The following is an 18,501-nucleotide window of genomic DNA, read 5'->3' as shown; positions in this document are numbered from 1 at the left end:
AGACCAGAGCCTGTCCTGCATGCCATGGCGCGCCGCCCGAATTCGTCCCTTGAGCGATGGTTTAGTGCGACAGGATCCGCGCCAGGCCGACGAACTCTTCCACGCTCAGCGTTTCCGCCCGCCGCGTTGGGTCGATACCGCTGGCGGTCAGCGCATCGAGCGCGCCGGGCAAGCCTTTCAGGCTCTGGCGCAGCATCTTGCGGCGCTGGCCGAAGGCGGCGGCGGTGAGGCGTTCGAGCTGGGCGAACTGCACGCCATCGGGCATGGCCGTGGGCACCAGATGCACGACGGCGCTCATCACCTTGGGCGGCGGCGTGAAGGCGCTGCGGTGGACCTTCATCGCAAGCTTCGCCGTGCTGCGCCACTGCGCAAGAACGGAGAGGCGGCCATAATGCCCGGTGCCGGGCGCGGCGACGATTCGGTCTGCCACTTCCTTCTGGAACATCAGCGTGCACGAGCGCCAGTCCGGCGGCCAGCTTTCCCCGCTCAGCCAGCGGACCAACAGCGCGGTGCCGACATTATAGGGCAGGTTGGAGACGATATGATAAGGCGCCGGGCATGGCGGCGGCTGGGCCAGCGCATCGCCCTCCTGCACGTGCAGCTTGCCGGAATAGGCTTCGGCTATCTCGGCCAGCGCGGGCAGGCAGCGGGCGTCGCGCTCGATCACGCTCACCTCGGCCCCTGCGCGCAGCAAGGCACGGGTGAGGCCGCCGGGGCCGGGGCCGACTTCATAGACGCGCGCGCCGTCCAGATCGCCCGGCACCGCCGCAATCCGGTCGAGCAGCTGCTCGTCGAACAGGAAATTCTGGCCCAGCGCCTTGGACGCGCTGAGCCCATGCGCGGCAATCACCTCACGCAGCGGGGGTAGCGCGGGATTTTGGGGGGCGGGCGTGGCTATGCCGCTTCCTCTCGCCGGCGATTGGCCACCACTTCGCCAGCCATGCGAATGGCCGCGATCATCGATTGAGGGCGGGCAATGCCCTTGCCGGCAATGGCGAACGCCGTGCCATGGTCGGGCGAGGTCCGCACGATCGGCAGGCCAAGCGTAAGGTTCACCGCTTCATCGAAATATAGCGTCTTCAACGGCACCAGCGCCTGATCATGATAGGCGCAGACGGCCGCGTCATATTCTGCGCGGGCGGCGGCGTGGAACATGGTGTCGGCAGGCAGCGGGCCGGTGACGTTGCAGCCATCGGCCAGCAATTGCTGCACCGCGGGTATGAAGAATTCCTCTTCTTCCCGGCCCATCTTTCCGCCCTCCCCGGCATGGGGGTTGAGCCCCGCCAGCGCGATGCGCGGATGTTCGATGCCGAAATTGCGGGTCAGCCCCCGCGCCGTGGCGTGCACCCGGTCGATGATCAGCTTGATCGACAAAGCTGCGGGCACATCCCGCAACGCGATATGGGTGGTCATCGGCACCACGCGCAGATCCGGCCCGGCCAGCATCATGATCGCATTATGGCGTCCCACGCCGCAGCGTTCGGCAATGAATTCGGTCTGGCCGGGATGGGTGAAACCCACGGCATAAAGCTGGGCCTTGGAGACGGGGCCGGTGACGACCGCGCCGGCATTGCCGCTGCGCGCCAGGCCCACCGCCGCCTCCAGCGACTGATAGGCGCATTGCGCGCCATCGGCGTTGGGCTGGCCCGGGGTAACCGGACCGCATTCGAGCACCTGCATGACCGGCAGCGCCTCGTCGAAAAGATCCACGGCCTTGGCCGGATCGTCGATCTGCCGGATCGGCCCGTCCCATTGCGCGGCCAGAGCGCTGGCATCGCCTACCGCGAAAAACGGAGAAAGGCCCGCGCGCTCGCGGGCCTCCCAACTTTTGCAGATGATTTCCGGACCGATGCCCGCAGGATCGCCGGTCGAAACCGCGAAGGGGGCGATCGGCTGTTGATCAGGCATCGGGCATTCCGGGATCAGTTATAATCGATGATGGCATCGCGCCGCAGATCGCGCAGGTAAATCTGCGCGCGGCGGGAGACGCGATCTTCTTCGAGCCGGTTCTGGATCTGGTCGAACGACGGTTCGGCACCGGTCTTGGGATCGTCGCGGCCGCACAGAACGAACACGCGCACGCCTTCATCCAGCGCGCCATAGGGCGGCGTGGAGCGACCGATCTGCAGCTGCGACATCGTTTCCTGCAACGGGCCGGGCAGATCGCCCAGGCGCACGCCATCGCGGTTGACGACATCGGCGTTCAGCGTGGCCGCCACCTCATCGGCATTGCCGCAGCCCTGAATCTCCTGCGTGGCCTGCGCGAAGCGATCGAGGATCGGCTGCGCGGCGGCCTGCGAGGCGCCGGCGGGGAACTTGATCGAAATCTGTTTCAGGCTGAGCTGTGCGTCGCGCGGATCGGCGGTCAGGATCTGCCGCTTGTCGATCAGATAGAGGATCGACATGCCGCCGGGCGAGGGAATGGGGCCGACCAGCTGGTTGGCCTGCATCTGCTGCGCGGCTTCCGCAAGCGAGGTCGGCAACTGGGCGGGGCGCACCCAGCCGAGATCGCCGCCGACCGCTGCCGTGGACGCTTCGGAAAACTGCCGCGCATAGGCGACGAAGCTGCCGCCTTCGCTGATCTGCTTCACGATATTCTGCGCCTGCTGCACCACCTGCGCCTCATTTTCCGGCGTGGCGGCAAGATAGATTTCACCGAGCCGATATTCGGTCGTGCCCCGGCTTTCATTCAGCCGGTCGATGATCGACTGCACTTCGTCATCGCTGACATTGATGAACGGGGAGACGTTGCGGCGCAGAAGCCGGCTCCAGGCCAGTTCCGCCTGAATCTGGCGATGCAGCGAGGCCGGCGCCGATCCGATCGAGCGCAGATACTGGTCGAACGCCACGGCGCTGCCCTGACCATTTTGCTGCGCCACGCGGCCATAGGTCTGCGCGATCTCGTCCGACGAGATCGAGATGTCATTGGCTGCGGCTTCCTGAATCTGAAGCGTCTCGTCGATCAGGTTGCGCAGCACCTGCAGGCGCAGGCGGTTGCGCTCCGCTTCCGGTACCTGGCCGCCATTGGCCGTCAGGATCAGCGCCATGCGCTGGTCCACATCGGTGCCAGTGATGATCGATCCGTTCACCACAGCGGTGGCGCGGCGAACATTGGGATCGTCATTGCCGAACAGGGTAAGCCCATCGGGCAGATCGAGGCCAACATTGGGGAGCGGCTGTTCCTGGACAGTCTGCGCGCTCGTGCCAGCCGGCGCCATCAGCCCGAGGGCGGCGCTCATGCAGATAAGCTTTGATGCGTTCATAAGGGTGAGCCAGTCGTTTCCAAAACCATATGGGGGCGTCGAGATAGGGCCGTGCTAGCCTCAGCGCGCTGAACCGCTGATGAAAGGCCGCGCCCCCGATACTCTACCCCTCAAGAGGCGGAGCCTTATACGCCAAGGTTGCGAAATGCCAGCCGGAACAGGAAGCTGTTGCCGCGCCGCGCGTCGCCAACCGCCTCATAATCGCGCCGCCACGTCAGCCCGATGCTCAGACAATCGTCATCATAGGCCACGCCGAGCCGGTGGCGGATCGGGCGGAAACCCTCCTTGTCGGCAAAGGGATCCTCATCGGCATTGGTCAGATCGACAATGGCCGATCCGAAGACCGACCAATAGCGGGCAAAGGCCACGCGCCCAGCTGCGCGCAGTTCCTCACGATCGCGCAAATCCTCCAGCTCGCCGGAAATGTCGCGGTTGAGCCGCAGATAGCCGATCCGGGCATAAGTCTGGGTGGAACCGACGGTGGCGTCGATCTCGTTCCGCCGGATCGAAAGAGAATCCTTGTCCAGACGATAGCGATGGGTCAGCCGCACGAAGTTGCGAAAGCGCACATCGGTACGCCCGACGATATCCGAAATCGTCTCGGACAGGCCGGTGCCATCGGGAAAGATGATCTCGCTGTTCGACAGGCGGTAGCTCTGGCCGATATTCGCGTGGACCGACAAATTGTCGGTCAGCAGCGAGTAATCGAGGCCGTAGACCAGCCGGGCGCCATCTTCATAGCGATCATATCCGGGAAAGCGGTTGAGCGAGAACAGGTTGATGTCCTCCAGCTCCACCGCGCGCGAATCCTCGTTCGGAATGTCCATATTGCCGACAGGCGGCGTTTCCACGAACTGGACGCGCGGCGTGATGATCTGCGTGCCGCCGAACGCCTGGCCGATGAAGGGCCAGCTGACATCCACGGCGGCGGTGCCGATGAAGCGGTTCTCGAAACCTTCCATACCGCGATAGCTGACGGTGCTCGTCGTCTCATTATCGCTGCTGTGATAGAGATCCGCCCGGCCGAGCAGCGAAAAGGTGACGAGATGGCCGAGATTGCTGACGAGGCGCTTGTCCCAGCGGGCCGATGCAAAGGCGCGCTGCGTGTCCTGCCCCTCGGCGCGGCCGATCGCCAGGCTGTTGAGCTGCACCATCACCTTGCCGCCCAGCAGCGGGTCGTCCAGTTTCCGGCGATAATCGATCTCGGGCAGAGCCAGCGGCACCAGACCCTGATCGACATCGACGCGCAGGGTCTGCACGGCCCATCCGGCCAGCCGGAAATAGCTGTTGCTGTCGATCCGCTCGGCTTGCAGCGTGGACCGGAGCCGGTCATCCCGGCTGATATTGTAGCGGCGCAGGAACGTACGGTCGGTGGTGCGGCGCACCGAACCGCTGATCGTCCAGTTTTCGGCGGGACGCAGCTCCCCGCTGCCTTCGATATAGCCGCGAAATTCCCGCTCCGAGACCGGCAAGCGGCTGATGGACTGGCGCCGGCTATAGGTGCCGTACCCGGTCAGCTGGAACGCGCCCAGACTGTTGAGTTCCCTGTAGGTGCCGCTCAGCACCGGCAGCACGCCGGTGTAGAAACTGGGCGCGATGGTCAGATCGCGGTTGTTGGCCAGCCGGATATAATAGGGCAGGGTCAGCTTGACGCCGTTATTGTTGTCGATGCCGACATCGGGCACCAGCAACCCGCTTTCGGAGCCATCGCCGATGGGGTGCGACAGCCCGGGCAGGGGAATGACCGGCACGCCGAACAGTTCGATCCGCGCACCGGAATAGCTGACGCGGCGGCGAGCGGGATCATAGGTCACCCGCACCGCATTGACCTGCCAGGTCGGGTCCTTCGGGCAGCCGTTGCTGTCCAGCACCGCGCAGGGCGAATAGGCGGCGCGCTGCAGCTCGACCACGCCATTGCTGCGGCGCACGCCCTTCACGGCGGCCAGCCGGCCGCCTTCGGCCAGCACGAGCAGCAGATTGTCGATCACGCCTTCGCGCAGATCGTCCGCCAGCACCACCGATTCGCCATAGGCAATGTCGCTATTGGGGCTGACGGCGCGCACCGCTCCGCTGGCCTTGACCTCCCCGCTCTTGCGGTCCCAGCGCACTTCGTCGGCGAACACGCTGTAGCCTTGCCGCGCAACTTCCACATTGCCGCTGGCGGTCACGATATCCGCTTCGCTGTCATAGCTCAGCGTGTCGGCGGCGAAGCCGACCTCGCTGCTGTCGGCCGCGCTGTCGGCGGCATTGCCAGCGCTGGATGCTGCGTCCGCCTGCGCGGGACCGGACGGCGCGACGGGCGTGGCGGGCGAAGGCGTGGTATCGACCGGCGCGGCGGGCGCTTGCGGCGCCGATACTTCCGGCCCCTGCGCAATTGCCTGCTGCGCTGCGGCTGGATAGGCGGACAAGCCGAGCACGGCTGCGATCACGCAGGCAGCGGCACCTTGTCCCATCATGTGCGCCTTCATGCGACGTCCTTAGCTACGCTGGGCCGCGACCCTTCAGCGGCGCCTATTGCACCAGCGCAAGTGATCCCGCAATGCGGCTGTTTGTGGCAGCCAGGGTGGAACCGGCCTGCCTGCCCATCCGTCTAATCGGCATAGCACAACGATAATATAAAGAAGGACATTCCCTTGATCGATATTCAATTTTCCGCCGACCGCCCCGCCGATGCAGACGTTCTGGTCTTTCCGGTGGGCAAAGGCGGGCCGGATGCGGGCGCATGGCCGATCGCGCAGGGCAAGATGGTGACCGACGCCGCCAGGTCCGCGCGATTCGAGGGCAAGGCCGGGCAGAGCTTTTCCACCTATGTGGATCAGGATGGCAGCACGGTGCGTATCCTGCTGGTCGGCACCGGCAGCGACGGGTTCGACAAGGCTGGCGGCGCAATCTCCGCGCAGCTGCTCACCTCCGGCGCGCAGCATGCCGCGCTGATGGTGGACGGGCTGTCGACCGAACAGGCGGCGGACCTCGCTTATGGCGCCAAGCTGCGCAGCTGGCGGATCGATACGCATCGCACCACGCTGAAGGATCATGAAAAGCCCAGCCTGAAGACGGTGACGCTGGTCGGTGCCGATCAGGCGATGCAGGATCGCTGGACGCATCTTGCCGCCATTGCGGAGGGCGTGGCCTTCACGCGTGAGCTGGTGTCCGAGCCGGCAAACATCGTCTATCCCGAAAGCTTCGTGGAGCGTGCCAGGGCCAAGATGGAGCCGCTTGGCGTGACGATCCGGGTGCTGGACGAGCCGGAGATGGAAAAGCTCGGCATGCATGCGCTGCTGGGCGTCAGCCTGGGCTCGGAAAAGCCCGCCCGCCTGCTCGCGCTGGAATATATGGGCGGCAAGGATGGCGACAAGCCGATGGTGTTCGTCGGCAAGGGCGTCACCTTCGATACCGGCGGTATCTCCTTGAAAGCGCCGGCCGGTATGGAAGACATGAAGTGGGACATGGGCGGTGCCGGAGCCGTTGCCGGCGCGATGACCGCCATTGCCGGGCGCAAGGCCAAGGCCAATGTCGTGGGCATTTGCGGGCTGGTCGAGAATATGCCCGATGGGCGGGCGCAGCGCCCTGGCGACATCGTCACGTCCATGAGCGGCCAGACCATCGAAGTCATCAACACGGACGCCGAAGGCCGGCTGGTATTGTGCGATGCGCTGCACTGGGCACAGGAAACCTATGATCCCGCGATGATCGTCGATCTCGCCACCTTGACCGGTGCGATGCTGGTGGCGCTGGGCCATGAGCAGGCCGGTATCTTTTCCAACGATGATGGCCTGGCCGACAAGCTGATCAAGGCCGGCAAGGATTCCGGCGATGCGTTGTGGCGCCTGCCGCTCGGCAAGGCCTATGACAAGCTGATCGACAGCCCGATCGCCGACATGAAGAATGTCGGCCCGCGCTCTGCCGGTTCGATCACCGCTGCGCAGTTCCTGCAGCGGTTCATCCAGGACGGCGTGAAATGGGCGCATCTCGACATCGCCGGCATGGCCTGGGCCGATAAGGACAGCGCCACCGCAGCCAAGGGCGCAACCGGCTTCGGCGTGCGTTTGCTCGACCGGTTCGTGGCAGACAATATCGAGGCATAACGTCTCATGCCATTCCGGTCTTCGCCGGAATGGCGTTATTTGCTATGGCGCGCCCATGCCTCAAGTCGATTTCTATCAGCTGACCCGCGATCCTGCTGCCAGCATCCTGCCGGTGCTGGCGCAGAAATCGCTGCAGGCCGGGCACCGCATGCATGTGGCGCACCGGGATAAGGGCGCGCGCGCGGCTTTGTCCGAAGCGCTGTGGCATGCCGCGCCGGAATCCTTTCTGGCGCATGGCGAAGCAGGGCAGTGCGATGAGGCATGCCAGCCCATATTGCTTGGCGCGGATGCCAATGGCGGCAATGGCGCGCAATATTGCGCTATCGCGGACGGCGACTGGCGCGACGATGTCGATGGCTATGATCGCATCTTCTTCCTGTTCGAGCCGGACAAGGTGGAAGGGGCACGCGCCGCCTGGAAGATGCTAAGCGCCAGGGAAGGCTGGCAATGCCACTATTGGAAGCAGGATGGCGGGCGATGGACGCGTGCTGCCTGATGATTTCGGCGCGTGGGCGGGGCCGCGAATCGCGATTTCGCTCCATGCGTCTTCCCGTCACCTGCCGCTTGCCGAGACCACGCTTCGGCGCTAGGGGCGCGCTCATCCAATCCATATCCCCGTAACATTCTCAGGAGTTTATCATGGCGGTTACCCGCACCTTTTCGATCATCAAGCCCGATGGCACACGCCGCAACATCACCGGCGCGGTTACCAAGATGCTGGAAGACGCCGGCCTGCGCGTCGTCGCCTCCAAGCGCATCCAGATGACCAAGGAACAGGCCGAGGGCTTTTACGCCGTCCATGCCGAGCGTCCTTTCTACGGTGAACTGGTCGATTTCATGACCAGCGGTCCCGTGGTCGTGCAGGTGCTGGAAGGCGAAGACGCCGTGAAGCGCAACCGCGACATCATGGGCGCCACCAACCCTGCGGACGCCGAAGCCGGCACGATCCGCAAGGAACTGGCCGAGAGCATCGAGGCGAACACGGTCCATGGTTCGGACAGCGAAGAAAACGCTGCCAATGAGATCAAGTTCTTCTTCACCGACGCCGAAATCGTCGGATAATCCATCATGGTGGGCAAGCGCGTCGAAAAGGCCAACTTGCCCACCAAGATCTGCCCGACCTGTGGCCGTCCCTTCACCTGGCGCAAAAAGTGGAAGGATGTGTGGGACGAGGTGAAATATTGCTCCAAGCGCTGCCGCGGCGGCGGCTGATCGGGGCGTAGCGCTAGGCGGCGGCACCAACCGCTTGTGCCGCATCCGATGGCGCAGCATCATGGCCGCGCAGCACCGCTGCGAGCACGATCAGCACGCCGACCGGGCCCCACAAGGCGGCATAGTGCCACTGCAGGAATGCCAGCGCGCCGCAGGCACCGCCCAGCAGCATGGCGCTCCACAGCGCGGCATAGCGCAGCCATAGCCAGCGCGGCCCACCGCTCAGCGCCCATCCGATGCGCTGACCGATCTTGACCAGCGTGCCGGTCATATAGGTGACGCCGAAACGGACCTCGCCGTCTTTCTCGAACACCAGATTTTCCGCGCCCATGGCAAAGGCGATCAGAAACATGCCGGCAATGCGCCAGTCATGTTCCAGCAGCAGCAGGCTGACCGCCAGACAGAATGCGATCAGGAGCAGCAGCAGACTGGCGCGATGCCGGGCGATCCAGCGGCCCCGCCCGATGCGGCCCAGAAGCGTGGCGGCAATCACGCCGGTCAGAAAGGCGCCGATCAGCGTCAGCGCCGTCGAGGCGGCGGCCCAGGATTCGACCAGCCCGATGCCCGCCCGCGTGGAGTTGCCGCTCATGAACGACAGGAAAAATCCGCCGGTCGCCAGAAATCCCGCCGCGTCGACATATCCGGCGGTGGCGGTCATGGTGGCGGCGGCCAGCAGGCTCTTGCGATCGGCCGGCACGCGGCGTCAGCCTGCGCCGTCGGCATGTCCGGCGCGCGTGCGGACATAGGCGGCCAGGGTACGGGGATAGAGCTGATGTTCGGCGATCAGCACGCGCGCCGAGAGGCTGTCCGCATCGTCGCCCGGCAAAATCGCCACCTCGGTCTGCGCGAGCACCGGCCCATCGTCCAGTTCGGCGGTCACCAGATGGACCGAGCAGCCGCCATGGCTGTCGCCCGCTTCCAGCGCGCGTTCATGCGTGTGGAGACCTTTGTATTTCGGCAGCAGGGAAGGGTGGATGTTCAGCATCCGGCCCTGCCAGCCGCGCACGAAGCCTTCGCTCAGGATGCGCATATAGCCGGCCAGCGCGATATAATCCGCGCCAGCCGCACGCACGGCTGCATCCATCACCGCGTCATGGTCGCTGCGCGCCATGCCCTTATGGGGGCGGGCAAAGGTGGCGATGCCTTCTGCCTGTGCCAGCTGGAGGCCGGGGGCATCGGGATCGTTGGAGGCCACCAGCACGATGGCATAGGGGCAATCCTGCGCCTTGGCGGCGTACAGCAGGGCCGCCATGTTGGAGCCGCGCCCGGACAGCAGAACGGCAAGTTTGGCCCGTTCAGCCACGGACCAGATCCGTCTGTGCTGCGCTGGCCAAGGCTTCACGCATCATGGCGTGCTTCCCAATCGGCGGCTGCGCCCCAGTCGCCGCGGGCTGCGCCGATGCGGCAACCGCGCTGACCGGCGGCGATGCGGCCGATGGCATGGACGGTCTCGCCCGCAGCCTCCAAGGCCTGCGTCACGCGGCGCGCCTGATCCTCGCGCACGATCACGGCCATTCCGATACCGCAATTGAAGGTGCGCGCCATTTCATCCGGCGCGATCGACCCCTGCTCCTGCAGGAACGCCATCAGGCCCGGCTGGTCCCATGCCCCGGCATCGATCAGCGCGCGGCACCCCTCTGGCAGCACGCGCGGGATATTTTCCAGCAGGCCACCGCCCGTGATATGGGCCAGCCCGTTGATCCGCTCTTCGCGCAGCAGCGGCAGCAGCGCGCGGACGTAGATTTTTGTCGGTGCGATCAGCGCGTCGAGCAGGCTGCGCGATTCGTCGAACGGGGCGGGGGCGTCCATCTGCCAGCCCTTGTCTGCCGCCAGCCGCCGCACCAGCGAGAAGCCGTTGCTGTGCACGCCGGAACTGGCCAGCCCCAGGATCAGATCGCCCGGCGATATCGCGTCGCCGGTCAGCTGATCGCCGCGTTCCACCGCGCCGACGGAAAAGCCCGCAAGGTCATAATCGCCCGCCGCATACATGCCCGGCATTTCCGCGGTCTCGCCGCCGATCAGCGCGCAGCCGGCCAGCTTGCAGCCGTCCGCAATGCCCGCGACTACGCGCTCGGCGATACCGTTTTCCAGCTTTCCGGTGGCGAAATAATCGAGGAAGAACAGCGGCTCTGCGCCCTGCACGATCAGATCGTTCACGCACATCGCCACCAGATCGATGCCGATCTCGTCATGCCGGTCATGGTCGATCGCCAGCTTCACCTTGGTGCCCACACCGTCATTGGCGGCCACCAGCAGCGGATCCTTGAAGCCGGCTGCCTTCGGATCGAAGAAGCCGCCAAAGCCGCCCAGGTCCGCATCCGCGCCGGCGCGCGCGGTGGCGCGGGCCAATGGGGCGATGGCTTTCACCAGCGCATTGCCCGCCGCAATCGATACGCCGGATTTCGCGTAGCTATAGGCGGTATCCTTGTCTGAGCTGTTTTCCATTGCGGTGATCCTTGCGCCTCTGACGGGTATTCCCCCGCGCCTAACCAGATCGCGCTTGGAATTCCATGCTTCTGTCGCCAAAAGAGCGCCGATGACCTTGCGCACCACCCCTGCCCGATGGATGATCGCTGCCGCCGCGCTGGCGCTGGTGGGCTCGTCCGCGCTGGTTTATGCGCAGATCGAGGGCCCCGAACGCGGCGTTCCGCCGATCGCCTCGACCGGCGATTTCGAGGTTGGCGGTGTGGAAGTGAATGTCACCGGCAAAGATGCTGAGGATGCGCGCCGCAATGGCTGGATGGAGGCGCAGCGCCTGGCCTGGTCCAGATTATGGGCGCGCACCCATGGCGGGCAGAAATCCACCCTGCCGGACGCGCGGCTGAACGAAATGGTTTCCGCCATCGTGGTGGAGGAAGAGCAGATCGGCCCGCGCCGCTATGTCGCGCGGCTGGGGGTGGTGTTCGATCGCTCCCGCGCCGGGCAGCTGCTCGGCGTGGGCGGTAAGGTTACCCGCTCTGCGCCGCTGATGATCATTCCCGTCACCATCAATGCCGGTGCGCCGATGGTGTTCGAGCAGCAGACCGACTGGCAGCGGGCCTGGGCACGCTATCGCACGGCGGAAAGCACGATCGACTATATCCGGCCCTATGGCGGCGGCGGCGATTCGCTGGTCCTGACGGCGGGGCAGATCAACCGGCGTGGCCGCATCTGGTGGCGCATCCTGCTCGATCAGTTCGGTGCGGCGGATATCCTGATTCCCGTGGTCAAGGTGGAGCGGCAGTGGCCCGGCGGGCCGGTGCGCGCGCTGTTCACGGCGCGCTACGGCCCGGACAATCGCTATATCGATCAATTCGCGCTGCGCACGACCGGGCCCGATGGCGTGCCCAAAATGATGGATGAGGGCGTGCGGCGGATCAACGCCATCTATCAGAGCGCCCTGTCGCGCGGCATGCTCGCGCCCGATCAGTCGCTGATCGTGGAGGAACCGATCGACGAAAGCGAGCTGACCGAGGTGGAGACGCCGGAGGATCAGCCGAGCAGCGGCGGATCGCAGCTGCCGGACAATTATGTTCCATCGATCTCACCCACGCTGAACGGCGGCGAACCGGCGGCTGCGCCGTCGATCCAGAGCTTCAACGTGCAATATGCCACGCCGGATGCCGGCGCGGTGACGGCAACCGAATCGGCGGTGCGCTCCACCGGCGGCGTGCAGGGCGCCACCACCTCCAGCCTGGCGCTTGGCGGCACATCGGTGATGCGCGTGACGTTCCTCGGCGACCGCGAAGCGCTGCGGGCGGCCCTGGCAGCGCGCGGATTTACCGTCACCGATGCTGGCGGCGCGCTCCGGATCAGCCGCTAACGCGCTGCCATGCGGCAGATTGCTCTTCCGTTGGACTGGTCCGCTGCGGGCGGCGGGGAGCTGGTCGTCAGCAAGGCCAATGAAGGCGCGGCCGGGCTGATCGAAAATCACAGCTATTGGCCGCATGGGGGCGTGATCCTGACCGGGCCACCGCGCTCCGGCAAGACGATGATGGCCGAGCATTTCCGTACCAGCCATGGCGGTCAGGCGATCGACGATGCCGACCGGATGGAGGACGAAGCGCTGTTCCATGCCTGGAACGCTGCCAAGAGCAGCGGCCAGCCGCTCCTGCTCACGGCGCGCACGCCGCCAGGCGAATGGCGCACCGCCTTGCCCGATCTGCGCTCGAGGCTCGCCGCCATGCAACTGGTCGAGCTGGGAGAGCCGGACGATGCGCTGCTGGAGGCGCTGCTGCGGCTGCATCTCACGCGGCTTGGCACCGGGGCGACGGACGAGACGCTGTCCTATATCGTCAAACGGATCGACCGCAGCTATGCTGCGACCGAGCGATTTGCGCTGGAAGCCAACGCCCGCGCGCTGGAACAGGGTGGCCCGGTGGGCATGAAGCTGGCCCGCATGATTTTCGATCATCAGAACGAGCTGGATATGTGATGCCGCAGACCGAACCCAAGATCAGCGAGGCCTATCGGGCCGGCGCTCTGCCGGAAGGCCGGAACCGCTATATCAACCGGGAACTCAGCTGGCTGAAGTTCAACGAGCGGGTGCTGGAGGAGGCGCGCAACCCCAACCATCCCCTGCTCGAACGGCTGCGTTTCCTATCGATATCGGGCAGCAATCTGGACGAATTCTTCATGGTCCGCGTGGCCGGGCTGGTGGGGCAGGTGGCGCAGGGGGTGGAGCTGAGCTCGCCGGACGGGCTGACGCCCGCGCAGCAGCTCGCCGCGATCTATGAGCAGAGCGACCGGCTGATGGAAAGCCAGCAGCAGACCTGGGAGGGGTTGCGCGCCGCATTGGAGGAATCGGGGCTAGCCGTGGTGTCGCCGGACAGGCTGGACGAGGAATCCGCCGCATGGCTGCGCGATCATTTCAACGATCAGATTTTTCCGTTGCTGACGCCGCAGGCGCTGGATCCCGCGCATCCGTTCCCGTTCATCCCCAATCTGGGCCTCAGCATCGTGCTCGATCTGAAGCGGCTGAAGGACGGCCGCCAGATCCGCGAGCTGCTGATGCTGCCAGCCGCCTTGCCACGGTTCCTGCGCATTCCCGGCAGCGAGTCGCGCTACGTCACCATGGAAGACGCGGTGATGTTCTTTTCCGACCGGTTGTTTCCCGGTTACGAACTGTCCGGATCGGGCACCTTCCGCATCGTGCGCGACAGCGACATCGAGGTGGAGGAAGAGGCCGAGGATCTGGTCCGCTACTTCAAAAGCGCGATCAAGCGGCGGCGCAAGGGCCAGGTGATCCGGCTGGAGTTGAACGACAGCCTGCCGGACGGCGTCTCGGCCACCATTCGCGAGGATCTGCTGGTGGTCGGTTCCAGCCGCGCGCTGGTGCATGGCTTCATCGGCATCAGCGATCTGGCGCTGCTGTGCAATGAGGATCGGCCCGATCTGAAATTTCCCGCCTTCACGCCGCGTTTTCCGGAGCGGATCCGCGAATATGACGGGGACTGTTTCGCCGCGATCCAGGCCAAGGACATCGTGGTCCACCATCCTTATGAAAGCTTCGACGTCGTCGTCGCGATGATCGAGCAGGCGGCGGCCGATCCCGATGTGGTGGCGATCAAGCTGGCATTGTACCGCGCGGGCCGCCAGTCGCGCATCATTCGCGCCCTGATCGACGCGGCGGAGTCCGGCAAATCGGTCACCGCCGTGGTCGAGTTGAAGGCGCGCTTCGATGAGGAACAGAATCTGGCCTGGGCCGCGCAGTTGGAGCGGGCCGGCGTGCAGGTGGTCTATGGTTTCATCGAGTGGAAAACCCACGCCAAGGTGACCATGATCGTGCGCCGCGAAGAGGGCGCGTACCGCACCTATTGCCATTATGGCACCGGCAATTATCATCCCGTGACCGCCAAGATCTATACCGATCTGAGCTACTTCACCGCCGATCCGCAGGCTGGGCACGATGCCGCGCAACTGTTCAATTATATCACCGGCTATGTCGAGCCGGGGGAGCTGTCGCGCATCTCCATCTCCCCCATCCACATGCGTGAGGATATGGAAGCGCTGATCGATGCCGAGATCGCCAATGCCGCGGCGGGCAAGCCGGCGGCGCTCTGGGCCAAGATGAACTCGCTGGTCGATCCGCAGATGATCGACAAATTATACGAAGCCAGCGCAGCCGGCGTGGAGATCGATCTGGTGGTGCGCGGCATCTGCTGTCTGCGGCCCGGCATTGCCGGCCTGTCCGAAAATATCCGCGTGAAATCGGTTGTCGGGCGCTTTCTGGAACATAGCCGCATCTGGGCCTTTGCCAATGGCCGCGCGCTGCCCAATGACGGGGCCAAGCTGTTCATCAGCTCGGCCGACTGGATGCCGCGCAATCTGGACCGCCGGGTGGAATATATGATGCCGATCACGAACCCCACGGTGCACGACCAGATCCTCGATCAGGTGATGCTGGCCAATCTGATCGATAACGAACAGAGCTGGTCGATGAGCGGCGATGGCGAATATAGCCGCATCGAACCTGCGGGTAAGCGGTTCAATCTGCACACCTATTTCATGACCAATCCGTCGCTGTCCGGGCGTGGAAAAGCGCTGAAGAAATCGAAGTCGGTGCCGAAACTGCGGCTCAACCGGCCGCGCAAGGCGCAGTCATGACGGCTTTGTCTTGCGCGCCTGCAGCATGAGCCGTTCGGCCGGCGATATCCGCCCCAATATCCGCACCGCCGTGGTCGATATCGGCTCCAACTCCGTGCGGCTGGTGGTGCATGAAGGCCATCCGCGCGTGCCATCGCTGATCTTCAATGAAAAGGTGATGGCGGGCCTTGGGCTTGAGCTGAACGAGACCGGGCGCATCGGTCAGGATGCGTGCGATCGCGCCTTGCGCGCGCTCAGCCGCTTTGCGCATCTGTGCGAGATGTTCGCTGTGGACCGGGTCGAGGCCATCGCCACCGCTGCCGTGCGCGATGCGGAAAATGGCGCGGCGTTTCTGGCTGACGCGCGCGCGCGCGGCTTCGATCCCCGCGTGCTGAGCGGCGAGCAGGAAGCCTATTTTGCCGGCATGGGCGTGCTGGCCGCCTTTCCCGGCGCGAAGGGCTGGGTCGGCGATCTGGGCGGGGGCAGTCTGGAGATTGCGCGGCTGGGCAAGAATATGGTGAAGCAGGGCGTGTCCTTGCCGCTCGGCGTGCTGCGCGCCAAGCCGATCCTCGACAAGGGAAGCGGCGCGCTGTCCCGCCGGTTCGACAAATATCTGGAAAAAAGCGGCCTGGAAATTCAGGACAAGCCGCAGCCTCTCTATCTGGTTGGCGGCAGCTGGCGCTCGCTGGCGCGAATCGACATGGCGGCGGGCGACTGGCCGCTGCGCGTGGTCCATAATTATGAAATTCCGCCCGCCCGCGCGCTCAAGCTGGCCGACAAGGTGGAGACGATGGAGGATGGCGCGATCGCCAAGACCCCCGGTGTCGGTTCCAGCCGCGTGGCCTATATGCGCGAGGGCAGCCGCCTGCTGGCGCTGCTGATCGAGCGACTGAAGCCCAGCTGCGTCATCATATCGGGCTATGGCGTGCGCGAAGGCATCAATTTCGCCGCGCTCTCGCCCGACATGCAGGCGGTCGATCCGCTGCTCGCCGCCACTGCCGATATGGGGCAGGCCGAGGGGCGCTTCCCGATGCATGGCGCGCTGGTCGATGCGTGGATCGCACCGCTGTTCGCGGATGATGATGCGCAGGATAAGCGCCTGCGCCGCGCCGCCTGCAATCTCGGCGATGTCGCGTGGCGCGCCAATCCCGATTTCCGTGCCGAACGCGGGCTGGAAGCCGGGCTCCACGGCAATTGGGTCGGGATCGACGGTGCGGGGCGCGAAATGCTGGGGCAGGCGCTTTATACCAGCTTCGGCGGTGGCTCCGGCGCGTTTCCCGGCGGTGGGAAGCTGGCCAGCGAAAGGCAGTTGCACCACGCCGCCGCCTGGGGCCTTGCGATGCGCCTGGCGCAGCGGGTCAGCGGTGGCCTGGCCGAACCGTTGGGCGCGAGCCGGGTGCGGATGGACAAGGGGCAGGTGGTGCTGGAAGCCGATGCCGATGCGCTGCTGTCCGAGACCGTGGAGAAGCGGCTGGGCCAGTTCGCAAGCTTTGTCGGGCTGGAAGCCAGGGTAAGCACCGGCTGAGGTAATCTCTGTCCAAGTCCCACGTCTCTCCCGCGAAGGCGGGAGGCCATCCCAACAGTCGTCGAGCGCGAAACATCGTCGGGATAGGCTCCCGCCTTCGCGGGAGCGACGATGTCAGCAGGGAAGAAGGTCAGCGCATTGCGGATTGGTTTTGCTGATCAAGTCGGTTTTCCAGCGGCGTTTCCATTTTTCCATCGCCATCCCCCACGCATGGGCAGCGGCTATGCAAATCCTGTAAACCGATCGAGCCACTAACCGATCAGCCGCAGCTGATCCGTTCCACGCGATAATCGGCGTCATAATAGACGTTCACCCGGCCTTCGCGAAATTCCATGGTAACGGCCATGCCTGGGCCGATCCAGCGCAGCTGCCGGGCGCCGGTCAGGTTCATCACGCGGGTGCCGAGCGCCTGGCTCGGCGTTTCGCCGATCAACATCTCGGCGGCCCCTGCATCGCAGGCGAAGCCACCAGCTTGCGCCGCCGGCACGTCGCTGCTGCTATCGCCGGGCAAGCGGGTGCCGTCCTGCGCGCCGGTCATCACACAGGCGCCCAGCAGGAGTGGTGCGGTCAACGCGGCGGCGACGCGCATCAACCGGCGGCCTTTTCGGTGCGCGTCATCGTCAGTTTGCCGTCCAGAACGGCAAAGGCCAGGCGGCCTTCGACCAGATCGAGCGCGTCCCGCCCGAATTCATCGAAACGCCAGCCTTCCAGCATCGGCATATCCTCACGCTCGCCAGCAGCCAGCCGTTCCAGATCGCTGGCCTTGGCGATCAGGCGGGAGGCGACATTGATGTCGCGCGAACGGATCTTGAGCAGCAGCTTCAGGAGATCGGCCACCAGCGCGCCGTCCTTCCCCGCGCCCGGCCGGTTCTTGCGATCCGGCAGATCGTCACCGCCCAGCGGCTCGGCCGATTGCAGCGCCTTCATCATGCGGCGGCCGATATCGTTACTGCTCCACGCGGCGGACAGGCCGCGCTTCTTGGCCAGGTCCTTCTGCTCGCGCGGCGGATGGCCGGCAATGTCCGCCAGCGTCTCATCCTTCATGATGCGTCCGCGCGGCAAATCCTTGTCCTGCGCCTCGCGCTCCCGCCAGGCGGCCAAGGCTTTCAGCCGGCCCAGCACATCGGCCTTGCGCGACTGCACCTTCACGCGCTTCCAGCTGTCTTCCGGATTATTCTCGTAATTGGCCGGATCGGTGAGCTTTTCCATTTCCCCGTTCAGCCATGCGCCGCGATTGGTTTCCTTCAGCTTTTCCAGCATCATCGGGAAAATCTCGGACAGATGCGTCACATCGCCGATGGCATAATCGATCTGCCGCTTGTCGAGCGGGCGGCGGCTCCAGTCGGTAAAGCGCGCGCCCTTGTCCAGCGTATGGCCGAGCCACAGAGCGACCAGATTCTGATAGCCCACCTGCTCACCCTGACCCAGCGCCATGGCGGCCACCTGCGTGTCGAACATGGGGTGCGGCGTATCCCCGGCATGATTGTAGACGATCTCCACATCCTGCCCGCCGGCGTGGAAGACTTTCAGCACGTCTTCATTATGGACCAGCAGGTCCCAGAGCGGTTTCAGATCGATACCCTCGGCCAGCGGATCGATCGCCGCGGCCTCCTTGTCGTCCGCGATCTGCACCAGGCAGAGCAGCGGATAATAGGTATTCTCGCGCATGAACTCGGTATCGACGGCGACGAAGTCTGCGGTGGACAGGCGTTCGCACAGTTCGGCGAGCGGGGCGGATTGCGTGATAAGCGGATGAATTTTCATGTGGTGTGCAGGCTTACACAGGTTGGCGCGGGGTGCCTAGTGGGGGCGGGCGCTTGACAATGGCGCCCGCTGCCTGTGTTAGCCGCGC

At 65.1% G+C, this 18,501-nt stretch carries 16 protein-coding genes and 1 pseudogene; 8 read left to right on the top strand and 9 right to left on the bottom strand.

Annotation, left to right across the window (positions count from 1 at the left end; translation table 11 throughout):
• Positions 1-61: 61 nt before the first annotated feature.
• The 4 genes from rsmA to G410_RS0109430 form a co-directional block, all read right to left on the bottom strand.
• Positions 62-859 carry a 16S rRNA (adenine(1518)-N(6)/adenine(1519)-N(6))-dimethyltransferase RsmA gene (gene rsmA / locus G410_RS0109445; RefSeq protein WP_028971301.1) on the bottom strand — a complete coding sequence of 266 codons (798 nt, stop codon included), beginning with the start codon at positions 857-859 and terminating at the stop codon, positions 62-64.
• A 35-nt stretch (positions 860-894) separates the two neighbouring features.
• A complete protein-coding gene (gene pdxA / locus G410_RS0109440; RefSeq protein ID WP_022673408.1) occupies positions 895-1,908 on the bottom strand; it encodes a 4-hydroxythreonine-4-phosphate dehydrogenase PdxA in 1,014 nt (337 codons plus the stop codon).
• Positions 1,909-1,922: 14 nt separating this feature from the next.
• Positions 1,923-3,239 (bottom strand): peptidylprolyl isomerase, encoded by a 1,317-nt coding sequence (locus G410_RS0109435; RefSeq protein ID WP_245559332.1) that lies wholly within the window; start codon positions 3,237-3,239, stop codon positions 1,923-1,925.
• Positions 3,240-3,388: 149 nt separating this feature from the next.
• Positions 3,389-5,731 carry an LPS-assembly protein LptD gene (locus tag G410_RS0109430; RefSeq protein ID WP_022673406.1) on the bottom strand — a complete coding sequence of 781 codons (2,343 nt, stop codon included), beginning with the start codon at positions 5,729-5,731 and terminating at the stop codon, positions 3,389-3,391.
• 168 nt (positions 5,732-5,899) lie between these two features.
• Between G410_RS0109430 and G410_RS0109425 the strand changes: the two genes are divergently transcribed.
• The 4 genes from G410_RS0109425 (at position 5,900) to G410_RS17715 (ending at position 8,560) form a co-directional block, all read left to right on the top strand.
• The gene (locus G410_RS0109425) at positions 5,900-7,348 is read left to right on the top strand and encodes a leucyl aminopeptidase (RefSeq protein WP_028971297.1); all 1,449 of its coding nucleotides are present in this window, start codon (positions 5,900-5,902) and stop codon (positions 7,346-7,348) included.
• A gap of 55 nt (positions 7,349-7,403) precedes the next feature.
• A complete protein-coding gene (locus tag G410_RS0109420) occupies positions 7,404-7,844 on the top strand; it encodes a DNA polymerase III subunit chi (RefSeq protein ID WP_022673404.1) in 441 nt (146 codons plus the stop codon).
• Between the two features lie 143 nt (positions 7,845-7,987).
• The gene (gene ndk, locus G410_RS0109415; protein WP_022673403.1) at positions 7,988-8,410 is read left to right on the top strand and encodes a nucleoside-diphosphate kinase; all 423 of its coding nucleotides are present in this window, start codon (positions 7,988-7,990) and stop codon (positions 8,408-8,410) included.
• Positions 8,411-8,416: 6 nt separating this feature from the next.
• Entirely contained in the window at positions 8,417-8,560 is a 144-nt protein-coding gene (locus tag G410_RS17715) for a DUF2256 domain-containing protein (RefSeq protein WP_022673402.1), read from the top strand.
• 13 nt (positions 8,561-8,573) lie between these two features.
• Here G410_RS17715 and G410_RS16270 read toward each other — a convergent pair whose 3' ends face one another.
• The 3 genes and pseudogenes from G410_RS16270 to purM all read right to left on the bottom strand — a co-directional run bounded on the left by G410_RS16270 (position 8,574) and on the right by purM (position 11,005).
• A complete protein-coding gene (locus G410_RS16270; protein WP_022673401.1) occupies positions 8,574-9,257 on the bottom strand; it encodes a YoaK family protein in 684 nt (227 codons plus the stop codon).
• 42 nt (positions 9,258-9,299) lie between these two features.
• A pseudogene (gene purN, locus G410_RS16265) lies at positions 9,300-9,863 on the bottom strand (phosphoribosylglycinamide formyltransferase); the annotation flags it as partial.
• Positions 9,864-9,898: 35 nt separating this feature from the next.
• Positions 9,899-11,005 (bottom strand): phosphoribosylformylglycinamidine cyclo-ligase, encoded by a 1,107-nt coding sequence (gene purM / locus G410_RS0109395; protein WP_022673399.1) that lies wholly within the window; start codon positions 11,003-11,005, stop codon positions 9,899-9,901.
• Between the two features lie 91 nt (positions 11,006-11,096).
• Here purM and G410_RS0109390 point away from each other — a divergent pair, with 91 nt between their 5' ends.
• The 4 genes from G410_RS0109390 to G410_RS0109375 are packed head-to-tail and all read left to right on the top strand — an operon-like array spanning position 11,097 to position 16,649.
• Positions 11,097-12,362 (top strand): hypothetical protein, encoded by a 1,266-nt coding sequence (locus G410_RS0109390; protein WP_022673398.1) that lies wholly within the window; start codon positions 11,097-11,099, stop codon positions 12,360-12,362.
• Between the two features lie 9 nt (positions 12,363-12,371).
• Entirely contained in the window at positions 12,372-12,974 is a 603-nt protein-coding gene (locus G410_RS16260) for a P-loop NTPase family protein (protein WP_022673397.1), read from the top strand.
• Complete coding sequence (locus G410_RS0109380; protein WP_022673396.1) at positions 12,974-15,145, top strand: RNA degradosome polyphosphate kinase; 2,172 nt, start codon at positions 12,974-12,976, stop codon at positions 15,143-15,145. Before G410_RS16260 ends, G410_RS0109380 begins: the two co-directional genes overlap by 1 nt.
• Before the next feature lie 25 nt (positions 15,146-15,170).
• Positions 15,171-16,649, top strand: a complete 1,479-nt coding sequence (locus tag G410_RS0109375; RefSeq protein WP_022673395.1) for a Ppx/GppA family phosphatase — start codon at positions 15,171-15,173, stop codon at positions 16,647-16,649.
• Positions 16,650-16,908: 259 nt separating this feature from the next.
• On the opposite strand, the gene G410_RS0109370 is transcribed toward G410_RS0109375, so the two are convergent.
• Together G410_RS0109370 and rnd are read right to left on the bottom strand one after the other, a co-directional pair.
• Positions 16,909-17,238 carry an I78 family peptidase inhibitor gene (locus G410_RS0109370; protein WP_022673394.1) on the bottom strand — a complete coding sequence of 110 codons (330 nt, stop codon included), beginning with the start codon at positions 17,236-17,238 and terminating at the stop codon, positions 16,909-16,911.
• Positions 17,238-18,413 (bottom strand): ribonuclease D, encoded by a 1,176-nt coding sequence (gene rnd / locus G410_RS0109365; protein ID WP_022673393.1) that lies wholly within the window; start codon positions 18,411-18,413, stop codon positions 17,238-17,240. The genes G410_RS0109370 and rnd overlap by 1 nt, the downstream gene beginning before the upstream one ends.
• Positions 18,414-18,501: the final 88 nt, after the last annotated feature.

Source organism: Novosphingopyxis baekryungensis DSM 16222 (assembly GCF_000420305.1).
In the GTDB taxonomy this organism is placed as follows: Bacteria; Pseudomonadota; Alphaproteobacteria; order Sphingomonadales; family Sphingomonadaceae; genus Novosphingopyxis; species Novosphingopyxis baekryungensis.
Note: the sequence above shows the minus strand (reverse complement) of the source record. Positions and strands in the feature narration are given on the sequence as shown.